We start from the raw sequence: 16,053 nt of genomic DNA, 5'->3' as shown, positions 1-16,053 counted from the left end.
ACTGTTCTCGATCCAAGGGGATCAGGTTGATATTCTCAACCCCCGGGGCGTTGAGCCATGTCGCCTCAAAGTCCGGTCTGTAACAAGTTAGAACCAGGACGCCAGGCCTATCAGCTTTGCGGATCAGGTGATTGATAACACTTACCGATCTTTCGTCGGCCCAATGCAGATCGTTGAGAAACAGAACCGTTGGAGACGTCCGCCCATGAGAAACCACCAGTTCGATCAGGGCTTCATGTGTGCGGGGTCCAACCAATTCTGGATCGACTTGCGATTGATCAACTTTTTTATTTCCGATGAGCAGTAGCAAATAGGGCACGTGGCGTTTGCGATCCAGCCCAATCTGGGTAAACCCGTCTTCTGGCGAGAGGCCTTCCCGTTTTCTATCCGCTGCATACTCACGGACCAATTCGATAAATGGGTGGAAAGCAGTGGACCCCCCATGGGGGCTGCATTGACCCTTTAGACTGGTAAATGTTCCCCCAGAAGTATCAAAAAATTCGCGAACAAGTCTCGACTTTCCAATCCCGGCTTCACCGATCACATTCACCGCCATTGAGGCACCTACACGCATACGCCTTAGCGCAGAAGTCAAAGCGTTCAACTCTTGGCGGCGTCCGATGAGAGGTGTCAGGTTGCCTTTTTGTCGATCTAAACGGTCTCGCGATCTGGCAATTGCGGTTACCTTCCAAACGGGAACCGGATCCTCGAAGCCTTTCAGAGTATGTGGCCCAAGACTTTTGAAATGCGCATTGCCATCAGCGAGGCGTCGGCTTGCCGGGCCAACAACCACGCAACTTGGGGGAGCTACAGACTGCAAGCGTGCCGCAAGATTTGGTGTGGATCCCAAAGCGCTGTGTTCGCTGGCAGTACCTTCACCAACGACTTCTCCAATAACCACTGGCCCTGTTTCAATTCCAACACGGGCTGCTACAGAAATGCCTTCCAGTGAACCAGGTAAGTCCGAAACCAGTTTGACCAATTCCCAGCCCGCTCGAATGGCACGATCTGCATCGTCTTCATGACTTTGGGGATAGCCAAAATATGCCAACACGCCGTCACCGAAATACTTTGCGACATAGCCACCGTACTGTTCGACCGTGCTTTTGGCGGTATTCTGAAAACTGCGGATATGGGCGTGATAATCTTCCAGAGTGATCTGTGTTGACAGCGCCGTTGAGTCGACCAAATCAGCAAACATCAAGGTCAGCAGGCGCCTCCTGACTGGCGCCTCGCGATCCACTTCAGTTTCAATCTGCGCTGCCGCAGCCAAGATGCGTTTACGATGGCCAAGCTTTTCTATCCCCAACTCACGCAAATCGTCGGCAGTCAAATCGCCAAGTAGATCGTAATCAACGCCTTGCTCGCGAAAGGCCTCGTTGTATTCGGTGAGCCCAAGCTCGCTGAGAAAGTTTTGCACCCGCTGCGGCATAGGAAACCTCGGTGGATGAAACCACATTAACACAAATCAAACCCTGCTTGTAACTTGACCAATCACAACAACCGATTCGAGGGCTTTCAGGTGAAATCAGTGGATTTTTGCGGCCACAGTGAAAGGCCGAATCCACCCGATTGGCATAAACTGCCCTGCTGATCTACTACCCGATCAAAGATTCGCTGTGGGCTGACAGCCGCTGATGAGAAGGAGGCGAACGGTAACCTAGAGCCCTGAGCGGACTTCGTAATCAGCCAGTTGGAGTGAAGAGCCGCATCTACTATTGTCGAAGCATGTCGAGCAAGGGACAACAATTGCAACGAAAGTTGGCGGCAATACTGGCCGCGGATGTCGTTGGATATTCGGCGCTCATGCACAAAGATGAGCAAGCCACACTTCTAATGCTTGATCACCTGGAAAGTGACATCGTCACCCCAACAATAGCGGGCCAATCAGGTCGGGTCGTGAAGAGCATGGGTGATGGTTGGTTGGCGCGATTTGACAGCGCGGCGCAAGCTGTGACCGCAGCAATGCAGCTACAAGAGCAGTTGGCCGAACACTCGTTAATGAACATGCGGATCGGTGTTCATGTGGGTGACATCACAGAAAAAGGTGACGACATCTTGGGTGACGGTGTAAACATTGCCGCACGGCTTGAGAGCATTGCGCCAACCGGTGGCATCGCTATTTCTGAACCCGTACACTTGAACATTGAACACACTCTGGCAGACGCGTTTAAAGCTGTAGGGAAGAAGAAGCTTAAGAACATCGAGCGCAGCCTGGATGTGTGGATTTACGATGGACCGCACCAGGGCGCATCGCAAAGCTCGCATTCTTTCACGGAGACGAGCTTGCCAAAGCTCTCCATCCATCCTGTGACGTGCAGCGACCAACGCATTGAACTAAAGGAAATGGCCGCAGCTCTCACTTCAGATTTCGGTTCTTATTTTCGAACGATCAACTGGTTAAACGCGGCGATATCCTCCGCGGAGCCACCAGAGGGATATGCGCTTCGCGGCATGCTGCGTGGACACGGTGACCGATTGCGTTTGGAAGCCCGCTTAGCTGACCCTTCTGGTTCTGAAATCTGGACTCAGAAGTTCGACGGTTTGGTCGAAGCTATCTTCGATTGGCAGGACGAGGTCGTAGAAAAGCTATTGGATGCCGTTAGTGGGATCTTGATCCAGTCTGAGACCGCAAAACTCTCCGCATTGCCAGAAGACGAACTGACCGCCGAGCAGTGCGTCCTGATGGGCATGATCGCATGGTCTGATGCCGGCATCGACAGCTATGAAGAGACATTGTCGTACCACGCCAGGGCCATCAAAGCCAAACCAACCCTCGCTGCCGCCTATGCCGAAGCCATTTGGACAATGAATGGCGCAAGAACCTATGATCTTCGTCGCGAGCTGTCATCTTACTATGAGAAATTGCCACGCTGGATCGAGGCCGGACGGCAGATGGCAGGGCAAAGCCCAACGCTTGATCTGAGTGTTGCCGTGGCTGACTACAATGTGGATGGGGATGCGGATCGACTTTCCGTGGCGCTGGAGCAAATCCGGCAACGAGCGCCATTAGATGCCCGCCTGCATTTGTTTATGGGTTGGGGATACAACTGGGCCGGGTTTCCTAAAATGGCATTGAGTTGCTTTCAGACGGCGCTTCGGTTGGGCCGATATGGAGCCGTTTTCGTGGGTGCTTCCGGGGGTGCCGCCACCTCTTGCGTAATGCTTGGTCGAGACCATGATGCTATCGCCTTTGCAGAGGCGGGATTGCGCTTTTCAAAGAGCTATGCGGCACTTCACAGCACAAGGGCCGCTGCTCACGCAATGCTTGGGGAACCTGAGAAAGCGTCTGCGGCCTTGGCGCAAATGCTGCAAATGGAACCTAGTGAAACGATTTCGAAGTGGCGTAGCAACGTGGACTATGGCGGCTCTGAAGGCGCTGAACGCTACTTTGAGGCACTTCGCCGGGCAGGGTTGCCAGAATAGCGGTGCCGGAACCAAGTCGCGCTGGCAAAACCGGCAGCTTGATCGCGCATCTTAGTAAATGCAAAGCGCGGATTTGAATGTCCGCTTCGGGCTGCCTACAGTCACTGATACGAAAAGCTGCGCACGACGACACTGAGCCCATACCACCCGGATGCTGCGTGTTGGATGAATGACCGGTAGTTTCATTTTATCTGTGCTGAAACTCCGATCCAATTTTCAGCAGTTGTGTTTCTCTCGACTAAAATGGCCATTCATATACAATGCGCGTTAGTGCGAGAGCGCCTATCGTGGCAATAGGAGCCTGACATATGAGTGGCGAAACCCCTGACAATCTTAGACTTTGGCTACCTGACCACGATGCTGTCGTCTGCGACCGGAGAGAAATCAATACCGTCTTACAAAAAGTAGGCGCGCATGTTTGGCCGCTTGATACAGCCTCCGCCCCTGCTGAAATTCGCGCCCTTTTAGAAGCCAATAGTTTGGATCAGGAGCAGAGTCAGAAAGTCCAGAATCATTTTTTATGGTCACGCGAACGGCTCCTGGAGTGTATCAACGCCGCAGGGCGTACGCCTGGAACGGGGGGTGGTGGACTTCTTTCAACGACCGACAAAACTCACGAGGTAATTTACCCTCAACTCTATCAGGTGTTGGAAGGGATCGATTACGCTCGTTTCGACCGTTTTCACGTCAATCGTAGCCTGACACAAACAGGTGTTGACGAAGTAATGCATGTGCTTTCTGGAAATGGCGTTGTCCTGCGTCAGAAAATCCCGGACTACGGATCGTTTCGGTTGGAAATCGATTGCCCGCCGGACCAGGGCTGGACCCTGACCTATGATGGCGACCTGCCGCATATAGGATCACTCAGTGGTGCCTCCCTTGGTACGAAAGTCCTGATGCAAATCATCGGTCCCGCCGAGTGGGAAATGATCTATCTCTGAACAGCCAAACCAAGTGGATCGCAATTGAAACTGTCTCCCGGGATTCCCAAACATGTAAATCTCACTGCCGCCACTGTGGGTAATGTGTTGGAGTGGTACGATTTCGCAATTTACGGTTTCTTGGCAGCGATCATAGGCAAACATTTTTTCCCCGCGGATGATCCGACGGCATCTCTGCTGGCTTCTTTTGGGGTCTTTGCCCTTGGTTTTCTGGCCCGCCCATTAGGCGGTATTGTGTTTGGCCATATCGGAGACAAGATCGGTAGGAAGACCAGCATGCTGATTTCGATCAGTTTGATGGGCGGCGGCACATTCGCCATCGGGATACTGCCGGATACCTCCCGAATTGGCGACGCGGCGCCGCTGTTACTTGTGGCAGTAAGGGTCGTTCAAGGCCTCTCAATGGGTGGCGAATACACAGGATCCGCCGTTTACCTGGCTGAAAGTGCACCGGATGAGCATCGCGGTTTCATCGGCTGTTGGCCGCAAGTTGGGTGCCTTTTGGGCGTCCTTTTAGGTTCCGGTTGCGCGGCTCTGACAAGCACCATTGTCGGGGAAGCAGCCATGCAACTGTGGGGCTGGCGGGTTCCCTTTCTTCTCGGTGGGCTGATTGCCGTTTGGGGATTGTTGATGCGCCGCCAGATGGAGGAACCAAGTGTTCTGGACGCATCCGAGCGTGTTTCGGGTTCGCCCTTTATTGTGGTGATGAGAAACCACTGGAGGCCAGTCCTTCGCCTGGTTTGCCTGCTGCTGGTCACCAGCATCGGCTATTATATGCAATTTGTTTATGCCGCCTCATTCCTATCCGAGAAGATGCACATCTCAACCGCCAAATCCATGGATATCAATACGCTGGCGATCTTCACAATGCTTGTTGTAACCCTGCCCGCAGGCTGGTTGGCTGATCGTTTAGGACGCAAGCCGATGTTGGCATTTGTTGCCATTGGCAGCATGATTTTTGCTTGGCCATTATGGTGGCTCATTCATCATCAGAGTTTCGTTCTTATTTTGATCGGTCAGTGCGGGTTTGGTGTCCTCTACGGTGTTGGCTTCGCGGTCATTATGCCGACCATGGTCGAAATGTTTCCCGCTTCGGTGCGATGCAGCGGTACGGCAATTGGCTTCAACCTGTGTCTTGGGTTGTTCGGCGGGACAACCCCTTTGGTCGTGACCTATCTAGTGTCACGCACTTCGAATGATTTTGTTCCAGCCTACGTGCTTATGGTAGCTGGAGTTTTGTCTCTGTTAGCGCTCTACCGCCTTCCCGAGAACCGCGGCAAGCCACTCCCGAAGTGACGTTTGCTTTTTGCTCAAAAGCCGCTGAACTTGATCGGTTGGCGCTGTTCTCCATCGGATAAACGATCAGACTAAGGCCTGATCATATCCGATGGACCGATGTCTTGTTATCTCGTTGGTAAGGGGCAGTGGTCTGCATTATGTGATAGGGTTAGGTAGCGCGAAGCTAATGCGGTGATCCAGGTGTTCGAGAAAGCACTGATATCATGAACAGGCCGGTTCAGCTCGACTACCTGTTGTTGGTCGGGATCAGCCTGATTTGGGGATCTCAGTTTGTCCTGAACGAATTGGCCATCCGAAGTTTTTCGCCGTTGTTGGTCGCGACCGGACGTGTATTGATCGGCTTTATAACTCTGACGATCATAGCCGCAGTGATGTACGGGCGTTCAGCCCGATCTTCGGCAGAGGTCGGGAAACAACCTTGGTCGCTCTATTGCGCTATCGCTATTGCTGAGGCGATTTTGCCGTGCTTTTTGATCCCATGGGGGCAGCAGCACGTCGACAGCAGTATTGCTGCCATCCTCCTAGCTACCGTGCCGATCTTTACCCTGATACTGGCCCCGTTTTTTGTGAAAGAAGAGCATTGGGGATTGATAGCTGCGCTGAGCGTTATTGTCGGCTTTATTGGTATTCTGGTTCTGATTGTTCCAAGTATCAAAGGCAGCTGGCTGGCAGACATAATTGGAGAGTTGGCGATTCTGGGTGGCGCGTTGAGTTTCTCGGCGAGCCTGATCATGATGAAGCACCTGTCGAATGTGCCACCGGTTCTGGCGATGCGAAATGTCTTTATGATTGCGTCTGCTGTTCTAGTTGTATTGACGCTGATCCTCGGTTCCGCATGGAAACCCGACCCGGCGTGGCAAAGCATTGCGGCGTTGGTCGGGCTGGGCGTTTTTTGTGGCGGCATAGCCTATGTTCTGTTCATTTATATGGTTGGTCGAACAGGCCCGACCTTTACCGCCCTTTCCGGTTATCTGATCACGTTGGTTGGCGTTCTCATTGGCATTGCGTTTCTCGGCGAACGATTGCATGCAAATGACATTCTCGCGCTTGTTCTGATCATTGCTGCGCTGATCATCGGCAAGTTCAAATCTTAGATTGATGTGACGTCGGAGCCACCACGTACTTATCTTGGCGCAATGAAGACGTCCTGTTTCGGGAGTTTTTCAACGACATCCAGCTTCTGATTGAAATGCGCGGCAAGCAGGTAGTCCGGATTGCCTGCAATCCATTCTGAAAGGTCAATTGCCTGGTACTCCCCGGTATTGAACGCAATCAGTATTCGGGCTTTTTCTTCACCGATATTTTCAATCGAATGTCCGTAGCCCTGTGGAATGTACCCGACATCCCCTTTGTTCAGAGATTCTGTGGCGAAACGGCCATTTGCACCAAATAGTGTAATACCGATGCTGCCGTTCATTACATATTGCCATTCATCAGCATTCGGGTGCCAGTGGAACTCTCTCATCCCATTCGGCTCAAGCTCCAGCACTACGCCTGTCACTGTGGTTGAGATGGGGAATTCCGCTTGGCTGACCAGCCATTCGCGACCGCCTGCGAATGAAGAATTCGGCTCGTGTTCCAGAAGCCTGTATTTGTGCGTCCTCCGAGGTGTTGCCAGATGACCTTGATGAAGCAAGGCAGGTTTTTCAGGGGGTGGATCGCCGTGCACGAAATAAACTTCGCTCTTGGGAAATGAGTCAAACGCCGCGGCGGGCAACCCCAAGGATTTTGACAACAGGTCTTTCGGCGCGTGACCAATCCAGTCCGTGATGCTGAATGTTCCAAATTCAGAAAAGTACCCGTTGTCAAAAATTAGGATGAAGTGACAGGGCTGGTTGCCCAGACACTGTATGGAGTGTCCGTAACCACGCGGGAAGTACCATACATCGCCTGGCTCAAAATCGTTCGTCTCAGACTTACCCGCAGGATTGATGACTGTTGTCCGGCAGCGACCCTCCATGACAAAAGCCCATTCCGCAGCAGTAGCATGCCAGTGCAGTTCACGGGCGACACCGGGTTCAAGCTTCATTGAGACGCCAGCAATTCCGGTTGAAACCGGAAGTTGTTGCACGGTGGCTTCTTTCCCAAAACTGCCACCATCTTCACGCCCTTTGGATTTTTCCAGTTCAAACTTGAAGTTTGGGAGTTCCTGCTTGGAAAGCTCTGGGTCGGGAACATTGTTCCAAAACGGGCCGGATGGAAATTCCGCAGCTGAAACTTGCACCGCAGCAGTTCCGCCCAACCCTGCCGCCGCCGCTGTTTTGAAGAAATCTCGCCTTGATGAATTAGCCATGCTGACCTCCTAATAAATGGGAATAGGCATCAAAAAGGATAACACGGTGCGATTGGTTCTCTAAATTGGGTCGCTTTCTTACTGGCATGTTTGAGTAATGGCACACGTTAACCACCGCGCATTCTGAGCGAGGTCAACTGCTAAAACAGCACTTTAACCGACGCAAAAACCGGGAAGCTAATATTGGTGTAATCGCAGCGAATTTACGCATTGTGGCGCAAGCTGGAAATGCAAAGTTCGGTTTTGAATATCTGGATTGGGCTTGCCACCAATCACTGACGCGAAGAGCAGCGAACGGCGACACCGAGCCCCATCTGTCGTATGCAGCGAGTTTCACTAAGGCCAACGATGTGTGGAAAGCGGAAGTTAGCTGCGGGTTGTGCCAAAGCCGTTTATGCAGGCGCGAGCCGATTTGTGCTAAGATCACAGCTCAGGAAATCAAAAGCCGAGTCTTCGATTGATCACCACGCGACAAGGGAGTTTCAATGAACAAGATGTCTTTCAGGCTGATACCCAGCCCCGATAACATGGTGGCCTCGGATTTCACCGATCCTGGCGCCTTCACAACCAGTGATACGAACGAACGAAACTGGTTTAAGTTTGCAAACGACGACGAAACTATTCTCTCGGGCGTCTGGGAATGCCCACCCAGTCGTGAAGAGATCGACGCCTATCCGGTACATGAAATGATGACCGTGATTTCCGGGTCCGTAACACTTACGCATCCTGACGGAGACGCCGAGACCTTCACAGCTGGTGATACATTTTTCATCAAAAAAGGGAGCAGTTTGATCTGGGAGATCACCGAGAAATTGCGGAAGTATTACATGATCGTCTCTTAGGAAGTTCGTATTGCGAGGCGATCCCTGCGATCAAACCTAAGACCAAAATGGGCTCGGAACATACCTTCTCAGCGTGCTGCGCGAATGGCGGCTCTGGGCTGCGCCCAGCCAATCATGCGAGCCGCAGAGAACTGCAATAATGAGCTCAAAGCAGACTAGAGTTTACCCTGCTTGAGCTTTTTCAAGAGACTAACTCAGGCTCTTGGTAGTATTGCTTACACAATGCGACCACAGACAGCCGGATGGGTCACTTGGTTAACCGATCTTCTGAGTATACGTGAGGGTCTATGATCGCGACTATGTCGCTTCCACTGTCCTCCAAGCCAAGTCTTTCGCAAAGCCGTGCAGAGGGAATGTTGCCCGGAGCGATGCCTGTCTTGAACCCTGTGGCGCCAAGCTTTTCATGCGAGTGTATTAGAGCTATAGCCCCCAAGACTTTTGCAATGCCCTCGCCCATGCGTTCAGGTTTGGTCGAGAGTTGCCCCCATTGTGCGCGACTATGCAGCCGACTGCTGGAGGGATGACACAGCACTGAACCCGCAGTTGCGACTGGAGCACCTGATCTATCAACGACGACCATAGCAAACCCAGGACGAGACAATCCGCGCATCACCGGCCCTATTGGCGGTAGAACACCGTGGCTCAACGCGACTTCCGCGAAAGCTTCAAGCCATTCTGGCGGAGAGCTGCGATCAATCACTCGTATGGTTAAATCCTCGGGCAACGCCTGCGTTGCGACCACTTGGCGAGCGGCTTCGACACAGTTCAGACCGCCAAGATAGCAAGCAATCGTATCGGTCTTTAAACCCTCGCTTTCAATTTGTTCTCGCGCCGTCGCCACCTCCTCACGCGGTATGCTTTCTATCGCCGTGATGCCAAGAATTCGGGCCATTGCGACGGCATCATCCAACGCCCCGCTATATTCGTTGGCAATCTGTATACCACGCCCATGGCTACAAAACCGAGGGTCATCACCCAACAGCTGCATAAGATGCTCGCCCATGGTTGACATGCGTCGTTGTGCTTCACTTCCGAATACTTCCATGAGATCTCCCTCGAAGTACCACATGACAGTTCGGAGATGATCGTTTGATAGGGGGCGTGTCGTCAAGCGGACGTCACGCGCAAGACTGCGACGCAAAGAGGATTTTGGGATAGTTGGGAAGCTCCTTTCTTGATATGCCCGTTCCTAATATCGTTAGCAAAGGACGGGCCGTGACATTTCATGACCGCAAGGACGCCGCCGCCGTTTTTATCCTGCGCATCGGGTTGGTGTGGTTTATGTTTCTCTGGGCCGTCCATAAGATAATTGCGCCTAAGCAGTATCAAAACCTAGCCAAAAACGTCGACGGGATCGAGATGTCCTTTGCCCAGATATTTGCCGTGGGCGGCATACAGATCGTGCTCTGTGTGTTGGCCGCGTTTGGCGTTTTTCGCATATTTAGCTATGGCGGTCTTGCCGCCATGCATTTGTTTACCATCACCCGTCAATGGGAGCGTTTCGTTGATCCCTTTGCACTGAATGACCGCGGCCTTCCGATCAATCGAAACCCGGTGATCGCCCTTGCGGCCATGGCAGCTTTTGTCGCGCTTTTACTGTTGATCCACCGTGATCACTTCAGCATTGGAGGCTGACTGCGCCGACACGAGGGCGAGCGTTGGTGGTATTGAAATTCTGTAAAAGAAAAACCGCTCGATAAAGGCGTCGATTGGGCGATTTTGCTAGCGTTCCAACATCGCCTTTGTCCGCATCTTGGAGATTGCAAAGTCTTGTTACGAATGTCCGTTTTGGGCTGCGAGCGGTCCTCAGCAACCACTGAGCCAACGGCAAATTTGTCCGCGTTTCAGAGTTTGTAAAGCCCGACGATGAAGGTTCGGTTTGGGCCGCCGTCAGCCAATCACGCCTATCGCAAAGAATGACTATTTCGAGCGTCGATGTAACAATCGCGTCAGGCCATGCAAATGAAGCGGTACGTTAGCAAACGGCGTTCATCCAGAGCCAGAAGTTGGTTCTGAACCATATCAATGGCGACGTTCCCAAATAGAATCTGTGTCGTAACCGGCATGGTGCTATCAGACTTTGGCTTCGTAATTCTCGCCTTGAGCCACTCATAGCTTTCAGCCGTCGAATCTTCTTCTTCCAATATCGCAAAACCCGCATTTCGCAGAAAATCGACCATTTCTTTCGGGGTCGCAAGATAACTGATCGAGGCGTCCATAGCCCAAGGTGTCGGATAAACGACGTCACCGCCTTCGCCCTGTACAATGTCATAAATACCAAATCGTGCTCCGGGCTTCAGGACACGACGGGCCTCTTTGTACACCGAAAGCTTGTCCGGGATGTTCATCGCAACATGGACAGTTACCGCGCCATCAAAACTGCTGTCCGAAAATGGCAGCTTTGTCGCATCTCCCTGAACAAACGTGGTTTGTTCATTGAGACCGACCCAATCTGAAATGGTTTTGGCTGCGTCGCAAAACTCTTGCGTCAGATCTATGCCAGTGACCTTAGCGTTCACTTCTTCTGCAATTGTTCTGGTGACCCCACCCAGGCCACTACCAATATCAAGCACATTCGAACCTGGCGCTAGCTCCAGTTTCTCCAATAACTGTAAAGTCGCCCGTCTGCCGCGAAAATGGAACTCATCAACTGGTTCGAAGTCAGCGGCGCACAGTTTCTTCGGGTCGTTGCCTGCGGCTTTCAGGCTATCAGCTATCTGGTCGATCAGGCGACGGCCGCGGCCATAGTGATCGGACACTTGTTCTTTCATTTTCTCACCCTTTCATCAAATAAGTCGGGTGCTACTGAATACATATCCGCCCAAAGCAGCCGAAGGGTATACGGGCAATCGAGTGCTTATGGTAGCGCTTCGAACCAGTCGAGCACCGCGTTCCGCCAACCTTCCGGCACACCGTGCCCGCCCTTGGTGACTTTCAACCGGATGGAGCCTGCCTCACAGTCCATCCAATCCTTCTGCATCGAGTCATCGTCGCCAAAGCTGTTTTCCGCGCTTCCCAAACAGGTGTTCTCGCGGCGCCAGACATCCAAGCCCTTCATGACGTTACCCTGGTGAAAATCGACACCCTCCCATGTCAGCTGCCGGCCTTCGAACGGCACCATTCGGTCTTTAAAGCCGTGTACGTGAAACAGATGAACTGGCGCATCGCACTCAGTGGTCATGGGCTCCCAAAACGCCCCAGCCGCAGCAGCAAAGCCACTTGCCAACTCTGGCGCACGGCACGCAATGTCCCAGACCATCGAGCCGCCGCGGGAGAAGCCTGCGATCAGTATTCTCGCCGGGTCTATACCGAAGCGCTCCACCGCGTCGGCGCGCACGGCGTCGATAAAGGCGACATCATCGCGTGCCAAGTCATACCCGTCCGCCACGCCCCAATCGAGGTCTTTATTATTAATACTGGGCTGCCCGCTCGGCATAATCACAGCGTAGCCGCGCCGGATGAAAGGATCGACATAGGCGGAGTTCTGGATCATCCCTTTCCCAGACCGTCCATAACCGTGTAACCAAATGACGGCAGGCGGTTCATCCGGAACCTCTGGCAGGGCCACGTAGTACTCCCCGCCTTCCAATGTGCAAGGTGCATCTGGTGCGCCACACTCTCCGTCCGAGGCAAAGGCCTCATTCGGACTTGCAGCAATTACAGCAATGGCAATACCGAGCGTCAAAATGCGATTGCGCGTTTCGGGTCGCATCAAAAGTGTACCTCTGTGGTTAGGTCACAGAAGATCATAGCACAGCGTTGCGCATCTCCGAAGGCAGCGGCCAAGCGTTTGTGAACCATCTGAAGTCTAGGCAAAGTTGGCCGGTCTATCTCTATCCAAATGAGTAGTTATGAGCTTGGGAAAGAACTTAGATTTTGTTCGAGAACCCAGGTAACTTTCATTAAAGTGGTACGGGGGGACTTATGGAACGCCGTCTAACTGCCATTATGGCTGCGGATTTTGTGGGATTCTCACGCCTGATCGGGCGTGATGAAGAGGGCACCATTGCAGCGCTAAAGGGCTACCGAAAACTCATTGATGGCCTCATCTCAAACTACGGTGGTCGCGTGTTCGGCAGCGCGGGTGACAGCGTCATCGCTGAATTCACAAGTGCAACGGACGCGTCCCGCTGTGCATTGGAAATTCAAAGAGAGCTGAAAGTCCGGAACCTCGATCTGCCGGAAAAAGGGCGCATGAACCTTCGTATCGGAATACATCTCGGTGATGTCGTGGCAGATGGCGATAACCTGCTGGGAGACGGTGTCAACATTGCGGCTCGGTTGGAAGCAATCGCACCGCCCGGAGGCCTTTGTGTTTCCAAAGCAGTTGCCGATCAACTTTCGGGAAAGGTGGACGCGGAATTTGCGCATGCTGGCGCCCATGAATTGAAGAATATCGCCAATAAGGTCGAGGTTTGGACCTGGCCTCCGGAACTTGCGGTCAAACCCAAGCGCAGCGCAGCGATCCGATGGACTGCCGCGACGGCTGTTGTCGCCACAGTTACCGCGATTTCAGCTTTTTTTGTATTTGGAAGAGATGATCCGCGCGACCTTCCGTCAGGTGCGCGGATTGTCATTACACCTTTTGAAACAATCGGGGAAAACAAGGAAGACGAGTATTTCGCTGAAGGTTTGACGCGTGATCTTAACGCCTTGTTGGCGAAGTTCTCTAACCTGTTTGTTATAGCTCCCGAAGCTGGAGCCGACTTCAGCAGTAACAAAGATTGCGAAGCGATCAGGGATGCCTTAGGGGCCGATTACATACTTGGCGGCACGGCCCAACGGTCTGACTCGAAACTGCGGGTGACAACTACATTCATCAATGCAAGGACTTGCCGTCAACTCACACCGCCGGGCCCCTTTGATATGGACCTCAGCATCGCAAATGTCCTGGATATCCAGGTTGAGATTGCAAGAAAGGTCGCCTCGCAAATCGGTTCAAGCGATGCCCCGTTGTTCAACACTTCTGTACAGCAGGCTATCCGCGACAAGGCACCGGAAAACCTGGAAGCCTATGAATGTTATCTGTTGGGATTCTGGTTTTATCAAAGTTTCAGCATTGAAGCGCATCGCAAGGCTCGGGACTGTCTATTGCGAACCGTGAAGGAAGAACCTGGTTACTCTCTTGCTTGGTCGCGATTGGCCTTTAACTATCTCGAGTCTAAGAAACGATCATTCGACACCGATCCGGATTGGGCAAATAAGGCCCGAGACGCCGCCACACGTGCACTTGAGGAAGACCCGGACAATGCGGATGCGCACTACGCCCTGGCAATCCTCAGCAGAATGACGGGAGAAGACAAGGCGGTCTTCTTTGAACACGCAAAGAACGCCACGGATCTTAGTCCCAATGATTCCTGGATCCTCGCGGATCTGGGTATCTTTCTTGCTTACTCCGGCGAGTTTGAAAAAGGTAAAGAGTGGATTTCCCGCGCAAAAGACCTCAACCCCAAACTTCATCCTGGCTACAACAACGCTTGGGTGCTGCACGCGATCTTGCAAGGCAATTATGATGAGGCGCAAAAAGTCATCTTGAGCTGGGGTGCGCCGAAATCCACCATGTCGATGGCAAGCCTGACTGCAACCTATGCTTTGGACGGCGAGCAACAAAAGGCGCAAGAGATGGCGCGACGCTTGCAAAACGAACACCCGGAGTTTCTTGACGATCCACGATCACCGTATCGAGCACGTGGAATGCCAACGGAGTTGATCGAAAAGATAATGGATGGGCTTCGCATTGCCGGTATTGAAGTTTCAGAGAACTAACGCCGCGATTACTTGCAAACATCGCTTTCAGAATGGCGGACATAGAATGTTTGTAGCGGTTTTGGAACCAAGTTGCGCTTGCTACCTCACGCTGTTGCCGACACCGAAATAGGAGGTTCGTAATTTCTAAGGACAGTTTTGCGGACGCAGAGATTGCAAGACACCTAGCGGACGCTGCACGTCGTTGCCGCATGGTTTTCTTCACTGGATTACCGGCATCAGGAAAGTCATTCCTGTTGCGCCAGCTGATATCCATTTCAGTCTCCTTGGGACGTCGGGTGCATATCATGCGTTGGGATACAGGGCTCGCGGCGTTTCAGACCGAAGACATACTCGCAAAGTATCCAGATGTTTCGGATGGAACTCATCCGTTGATCCGAAAGGCAGCCGGGCTGTGGGGGCGGAGAGCCCTGGCGCGATGGCTGGCGGAGCATACCGACCCCACAGACATGATTGTCGGTGAAGTCCCTATCATCGGAAACAGGTTTTCAGAGTTCATCCAGGCGCGGCCGGATCAGGTTGAACAAACCTTAGCCTCCGAAGAAACCACATTCATCTATCCGGTTCCCACAAAGAACTTGCGTGCCAATCTCGAAGCTATTCGAAGATCTACGTTTGCGAACCCCAGACATCCTGATGAGGCCAGGGACGCGCCACCATCCACAATGGAACTGGCTTGGCGTTTGACGTGTGCCAAGGCCGCAGAATTGGGCTTGATCTCTGAAGCGGATATTCATTCTCCGTACGAGGAGATGATCTGTGTGCGGTTTTTTGAGCACCTACTGCAACACCGAAACGCCATCAGAATTGGGGTCGATACGATTTATTCAAATGCCGGGTCAGCCCATGATCTGGATGCGAACGTCTTAGAACTCAGTGCTAGCTCAGACGAAGTAAAGTACGCAATCGCAGAGGTAGAGACTACTTTTACAGCCGAAGCAGCCGCCCGAGAAGTTGAAAACTGGTATCGGGTGTAGTCTCGGACAAAGGTCTGTTCGGCGGGCATTTCGGAATTTGCAAAGCTTGGTTGCGAAGGTCCGGTTTGGGCTGAGAGCGGGCATAGATCTTGGAGAATGCAGCGTATGATTTGATGCGCTCTGTAGGCTTTCATTCAAGACACGACGATAGCCCGGTATTCCTCAATCACTTTGCTCTGCGAGCAGATCCAGTAGTGCATTTTGCCGACGGACCATTCGTTCCAGTTCCAACGCCAGTTCTTCCTCTTGCACCTTTGCTTCACGAAGCTCGCCTTCGAGTTCAGCGACTCTTGCCGTTTCGCTCGTCGGGGTGCGCTCATAGAAGGCGATTAGTTCGAGAAAGAGTGCGGTTTTGGCTCCTTTCCCATGGCCTGCAAACTGGACGGCCAGTGCGCCAAAATGCTCAAACATTTCCTCCGAGACCATGAACTGTGAGCAGCCTCATCTGACTGGTCCAAGTTGATTGTTAGTGCATGATCGGTCTGTGATCCATCGGGATGATGGTTTCG

General features: G+C 52.6%; 13 protein-coding genes and 1 pseudogene. 8 read left to right on the top strand and 6 right to left on the bottom strand.

All coding sequences use genetic code 11. From position 1 onward, the window contains the following. Positions 1-103: 103 nt before the first annotated feature. A pseudogene (locus tag AC2FI8_RS22990) lies at positions 104-1,432 on the bottom strand (AAA family ATPase); the annotation flags it as partial. Positions 1,433-1,749: 317 nt separating this feature from the next. Between AC2FI8_RS22990 and AC2FI8_RS22985 the strand changes: the two are divergent. The 4 genes from AC2FI8_RS22985 to AC2FI8_RS22970 all read left to right on the top strand — a co-directional run bounded on the left by AC2FI8_RS22985 (position 1,750) and on the right by AC2FI8_RS22970 (position 6,760). Further along, the gene (locus AC2FI8_RS22985; RefSeq protein WP_496781087.1) at positions 1,750-3,426 is read left to right on the top strand and encodes an adenylate/guanylate cyclase domain-containing protein; all 1,677 of its coding nucleotides are present in this window, start codon (positions 1,750-1,752) and stop codon (positions 3,424-3,426) included. 308 nt (positions 3,427-3,734) lie between these two features. Then, positions 3,735-4,367: a hypothetical protein gene (locus AC2FI8_RS22980; RefSeq protein ID WP_496781086.1), complete on the top strand. Its 633-nt coding sequence runs from the start codon at positions 3,735-3,737 to the stop codon at positions 4,365-4,367. 24 nt (positions 4,368-4,391) lie between these two features. Beyond that, positions 4,392-5,663: an MFS transporter gene (locus tag AC2FI8_RS22975; RefSeq protein ID WP_496781085.1), complete on the top strand. Its 1,272-nt coding sequence runs from the start codon at positions 4,392-4,394 to the stop codon at positions 5,661-5,663. A 206-nt stretch (positions 5,664-5,869) separates the two neighbouring features. Then, on the top strand, positions 5,870-6,760 hold the full coding sequence (locus tag AC2FI8_RS22970) for a DMT family transporter (protein WP_496781084.1): 891 nt from the start codon (positions 5,870-5,872) through the stop codon (positions 6,758-6,760). A gap of 29 nt (positions 6,761-6,789) precedes the next feature. Here AC2FI8_RS22970 and AC2FI8_RS22965 read toward each other — a convergent pair whose 3' ends face one another. After that, positions 6,790-7,959 (bottom strand): cupin domain-containing protein, encoded by a 1,170-nt coding sequence (locus AC2FI8_RS22965; RefSeq protein WP_496781083.1) that lies wholly within the window; start codon positions 7,957-7,959, stop codon positions 6,790-6,792. A gap of 485 nt (positions 7,960-8,444) precedes the next feature. Between AC2FI8_RS22965 and AC2FI8_RS22960 the strand changes: the two genes are divergently transcribed. Beyond that, on the top strand, positions 8,445-8,801 hold the full coding sequence (locus tag AC2FI8_RS22960; RefSeq protein ID WP_496781082.1) for a cupin domain-containing protein: 357 nt from the start codon (positions 8,445-8,447) through the stop codon (positions 8,799-8,801). A 247-nt stretch (positions 8,802-9,048) separates the two neighbouring features. Here the strand turns inward: AC2FI8_RS22960 and AC2FI8_RS22955 are convergent, their stop codons facing one another. After that, positions 9,049-9,846, bottom strand: a complete 798-nt coding sequence (locus tag AC2FI8_RS22955; RefSeq protein ID WP_496781081.1) for a GNAT family N-acetyltransferase — start codon at positions 9,844-9,846, stop codon at positions 9,049-9,051. Positions 9,847-10,016: 170 nt separating this feature from the next. Here AC2FI8_RS22955 and AC2FI8_RS22950 point away from each other — a divergent pair, with 170 nt between their 5' ends. Further along, entirely contained in the window at positions 10,017-10,436 is a 420-nt protein-coding gene (locus tag AC2FI8_RS22950; protein WP_496781080.1) for a hypothetical protein, read from the top strand. Positions 10,437-10,750: 314 nt separating this feature from the next. Here the strand turns inward: AC2FI8_RS22950 and AC2FI8_RS22945 are convergent, their stop codons facing one another. Then, positions 10,751-11,572, bottom strand: coding sequence for a class I SAM-dependent methyltransferase (locus tag AC2FI8_RS22945; RefSeq protein WP_496781079.1), 822 nt, complete (start codon positions 11,570-11,572; stop codon positions 10,751-10,753). An 86-nt stretch (positions 11,573-11,658) separates the two neighbouring features. After that, a complete protein-coding gene (locus AC2FI8_RS22940; RefSeq protein ID WP_496781078.1) occupies positions 11,659-12,513 on the bottom strand; it encodes a CE1 family esterase in 855 nt (284 codons plus the stop codon). A 212-nt stretch (positions 12,514-12,725) separates the two neighbouring features. Between AC2FI8_RS22940 and AC2FI8_RS22935 the strand changes: the two genes are divergently transcribed. Beyond that, positions 12,726-14,567 (top strand): adenylate/guanylate cyclase domain-containing protein, encoded by a 1,842-nt coding sequence (locus AC2FI8_RS22935; RefSeq protein ID WP_496781077.1) that lies wholly within the window; start codon positions 12,726-12,728, stop codon positions 14,565-14,567. A gap of 287 nt (positions 14,568-14,854) precedes the next feature. Then, a complete protein-coding gene (locus AC2FI8_RS22930) occupies positions 14,855-15,544 on the top strand; it encodes a hypothetical protein (RefSeq protein ID WP_496781076.1) in 690 nt (229 codons plus the stop codon). A gap of 162 nt (positions 15,545-15,706) precedes the next feature. On the opposite strand, the gene AC2FI8_RS22925 is transcribed toward AC2FI8_RS22930, so the two are convergent. Then, positions 15,707-15,955, bottom strand: coding sequence for a hypothetical protein (locus AC2FI8_RS22925; RefSeq protein ID WP_496781075.1), 249 nt, complete (start codon positions 15,953-15,955; stop codon positions 15,707-15,709). Positions 15,956-16,053: the final 98 nt, after the last annotated feature.

It is taken from the genome of Ruegeria sp. CDSB029 (assembly GCF_059611125.1).
The sequence above is the reverse complement of the archived record's forward strand: the minus strand, read 5'-3'. Positions and strand labels throughout refer to the sequence as shown.

What these genes read in the sequence shown, in the direction of transcription:
- AC2FI8_RS22925 (WP_496781075.1), bottom strand. Translation starts at nt 15,955, where the DNA reads ATGTTTGAGCATTTTGGCGCACTGGCCGTCCAGTTTGCAGGCCATGGG.
- AC2FI8_RS22970 (WP_496781084.1), top strand. Translation starts at nt 5,870, where the DNA reads ATGAACAGGCCGGTTCAGCTCGACTACCTGTTGTTGGTCGGGATCAGC.
- AC2FI8_RS22955 (WP_496781081.1), bottom strand. Translation starts at nt 9,846, where the DNA reads ATGGAAGTATTCGGAAGTGAAGCACAACGACGCATGTCAACCATGGGC.
- AC2FI8_RS22935 (WP_496781077.1), top strand. Translation starts at nt 12,726, where the DNA reads ATGGAACGCCGTCTAACTGCCATTATGGCTGCGGATTTTGTGGGATTC.
- AC2FI8_RS22945 (WP_496781079.1), bottom strand. Translation starts at nt 11,572, where the DNA reads ATGAAAGAACAAGTGTCCGATCACTATGGCCGCGGCCGTCGCCTGATC.
- AC2FI8_RS22940 (WP_496781078.1), bottom strand. Translation starts at nt 12,513, where the DNA reads ATGCGACCCGAAACGCGCAATCGCATTTTGACGCTCGGTATTGCCATT.
- AC2FI8_RS22965 (WP_496781083.1), bottom strand. Translation starts at nt 7,959, where the DNA reads ATGGCTAATTCATCAAGGCGAGATTTCTTCAAAACAGCGGCGGCGGCA.
- AC2FI8_RS22980 (WP_496781086.1), top strand. Translation starts at nt 3,735, where the DNA reads ATGAGTGGCGAAACCCCTGACAATCTTAGACTTTGGCTACCTGACCAC.
- AC2FI8_RS22960 (WP_496781082.1), top strand. Translation starts at nt 8,445, where the DNA reads ATGAACAAGATGTCTTTCAGGCTGATACCCAGCCCCGATAACATGGTG.
- AC2FI8_RS22930 (WP_496781076.1), top strand. Translation starts at nt 14,855, where the DNA reads ATGCGTTGGGATACAGGGCTCGCGGCGTTTCAGACCGAAGACATACTC.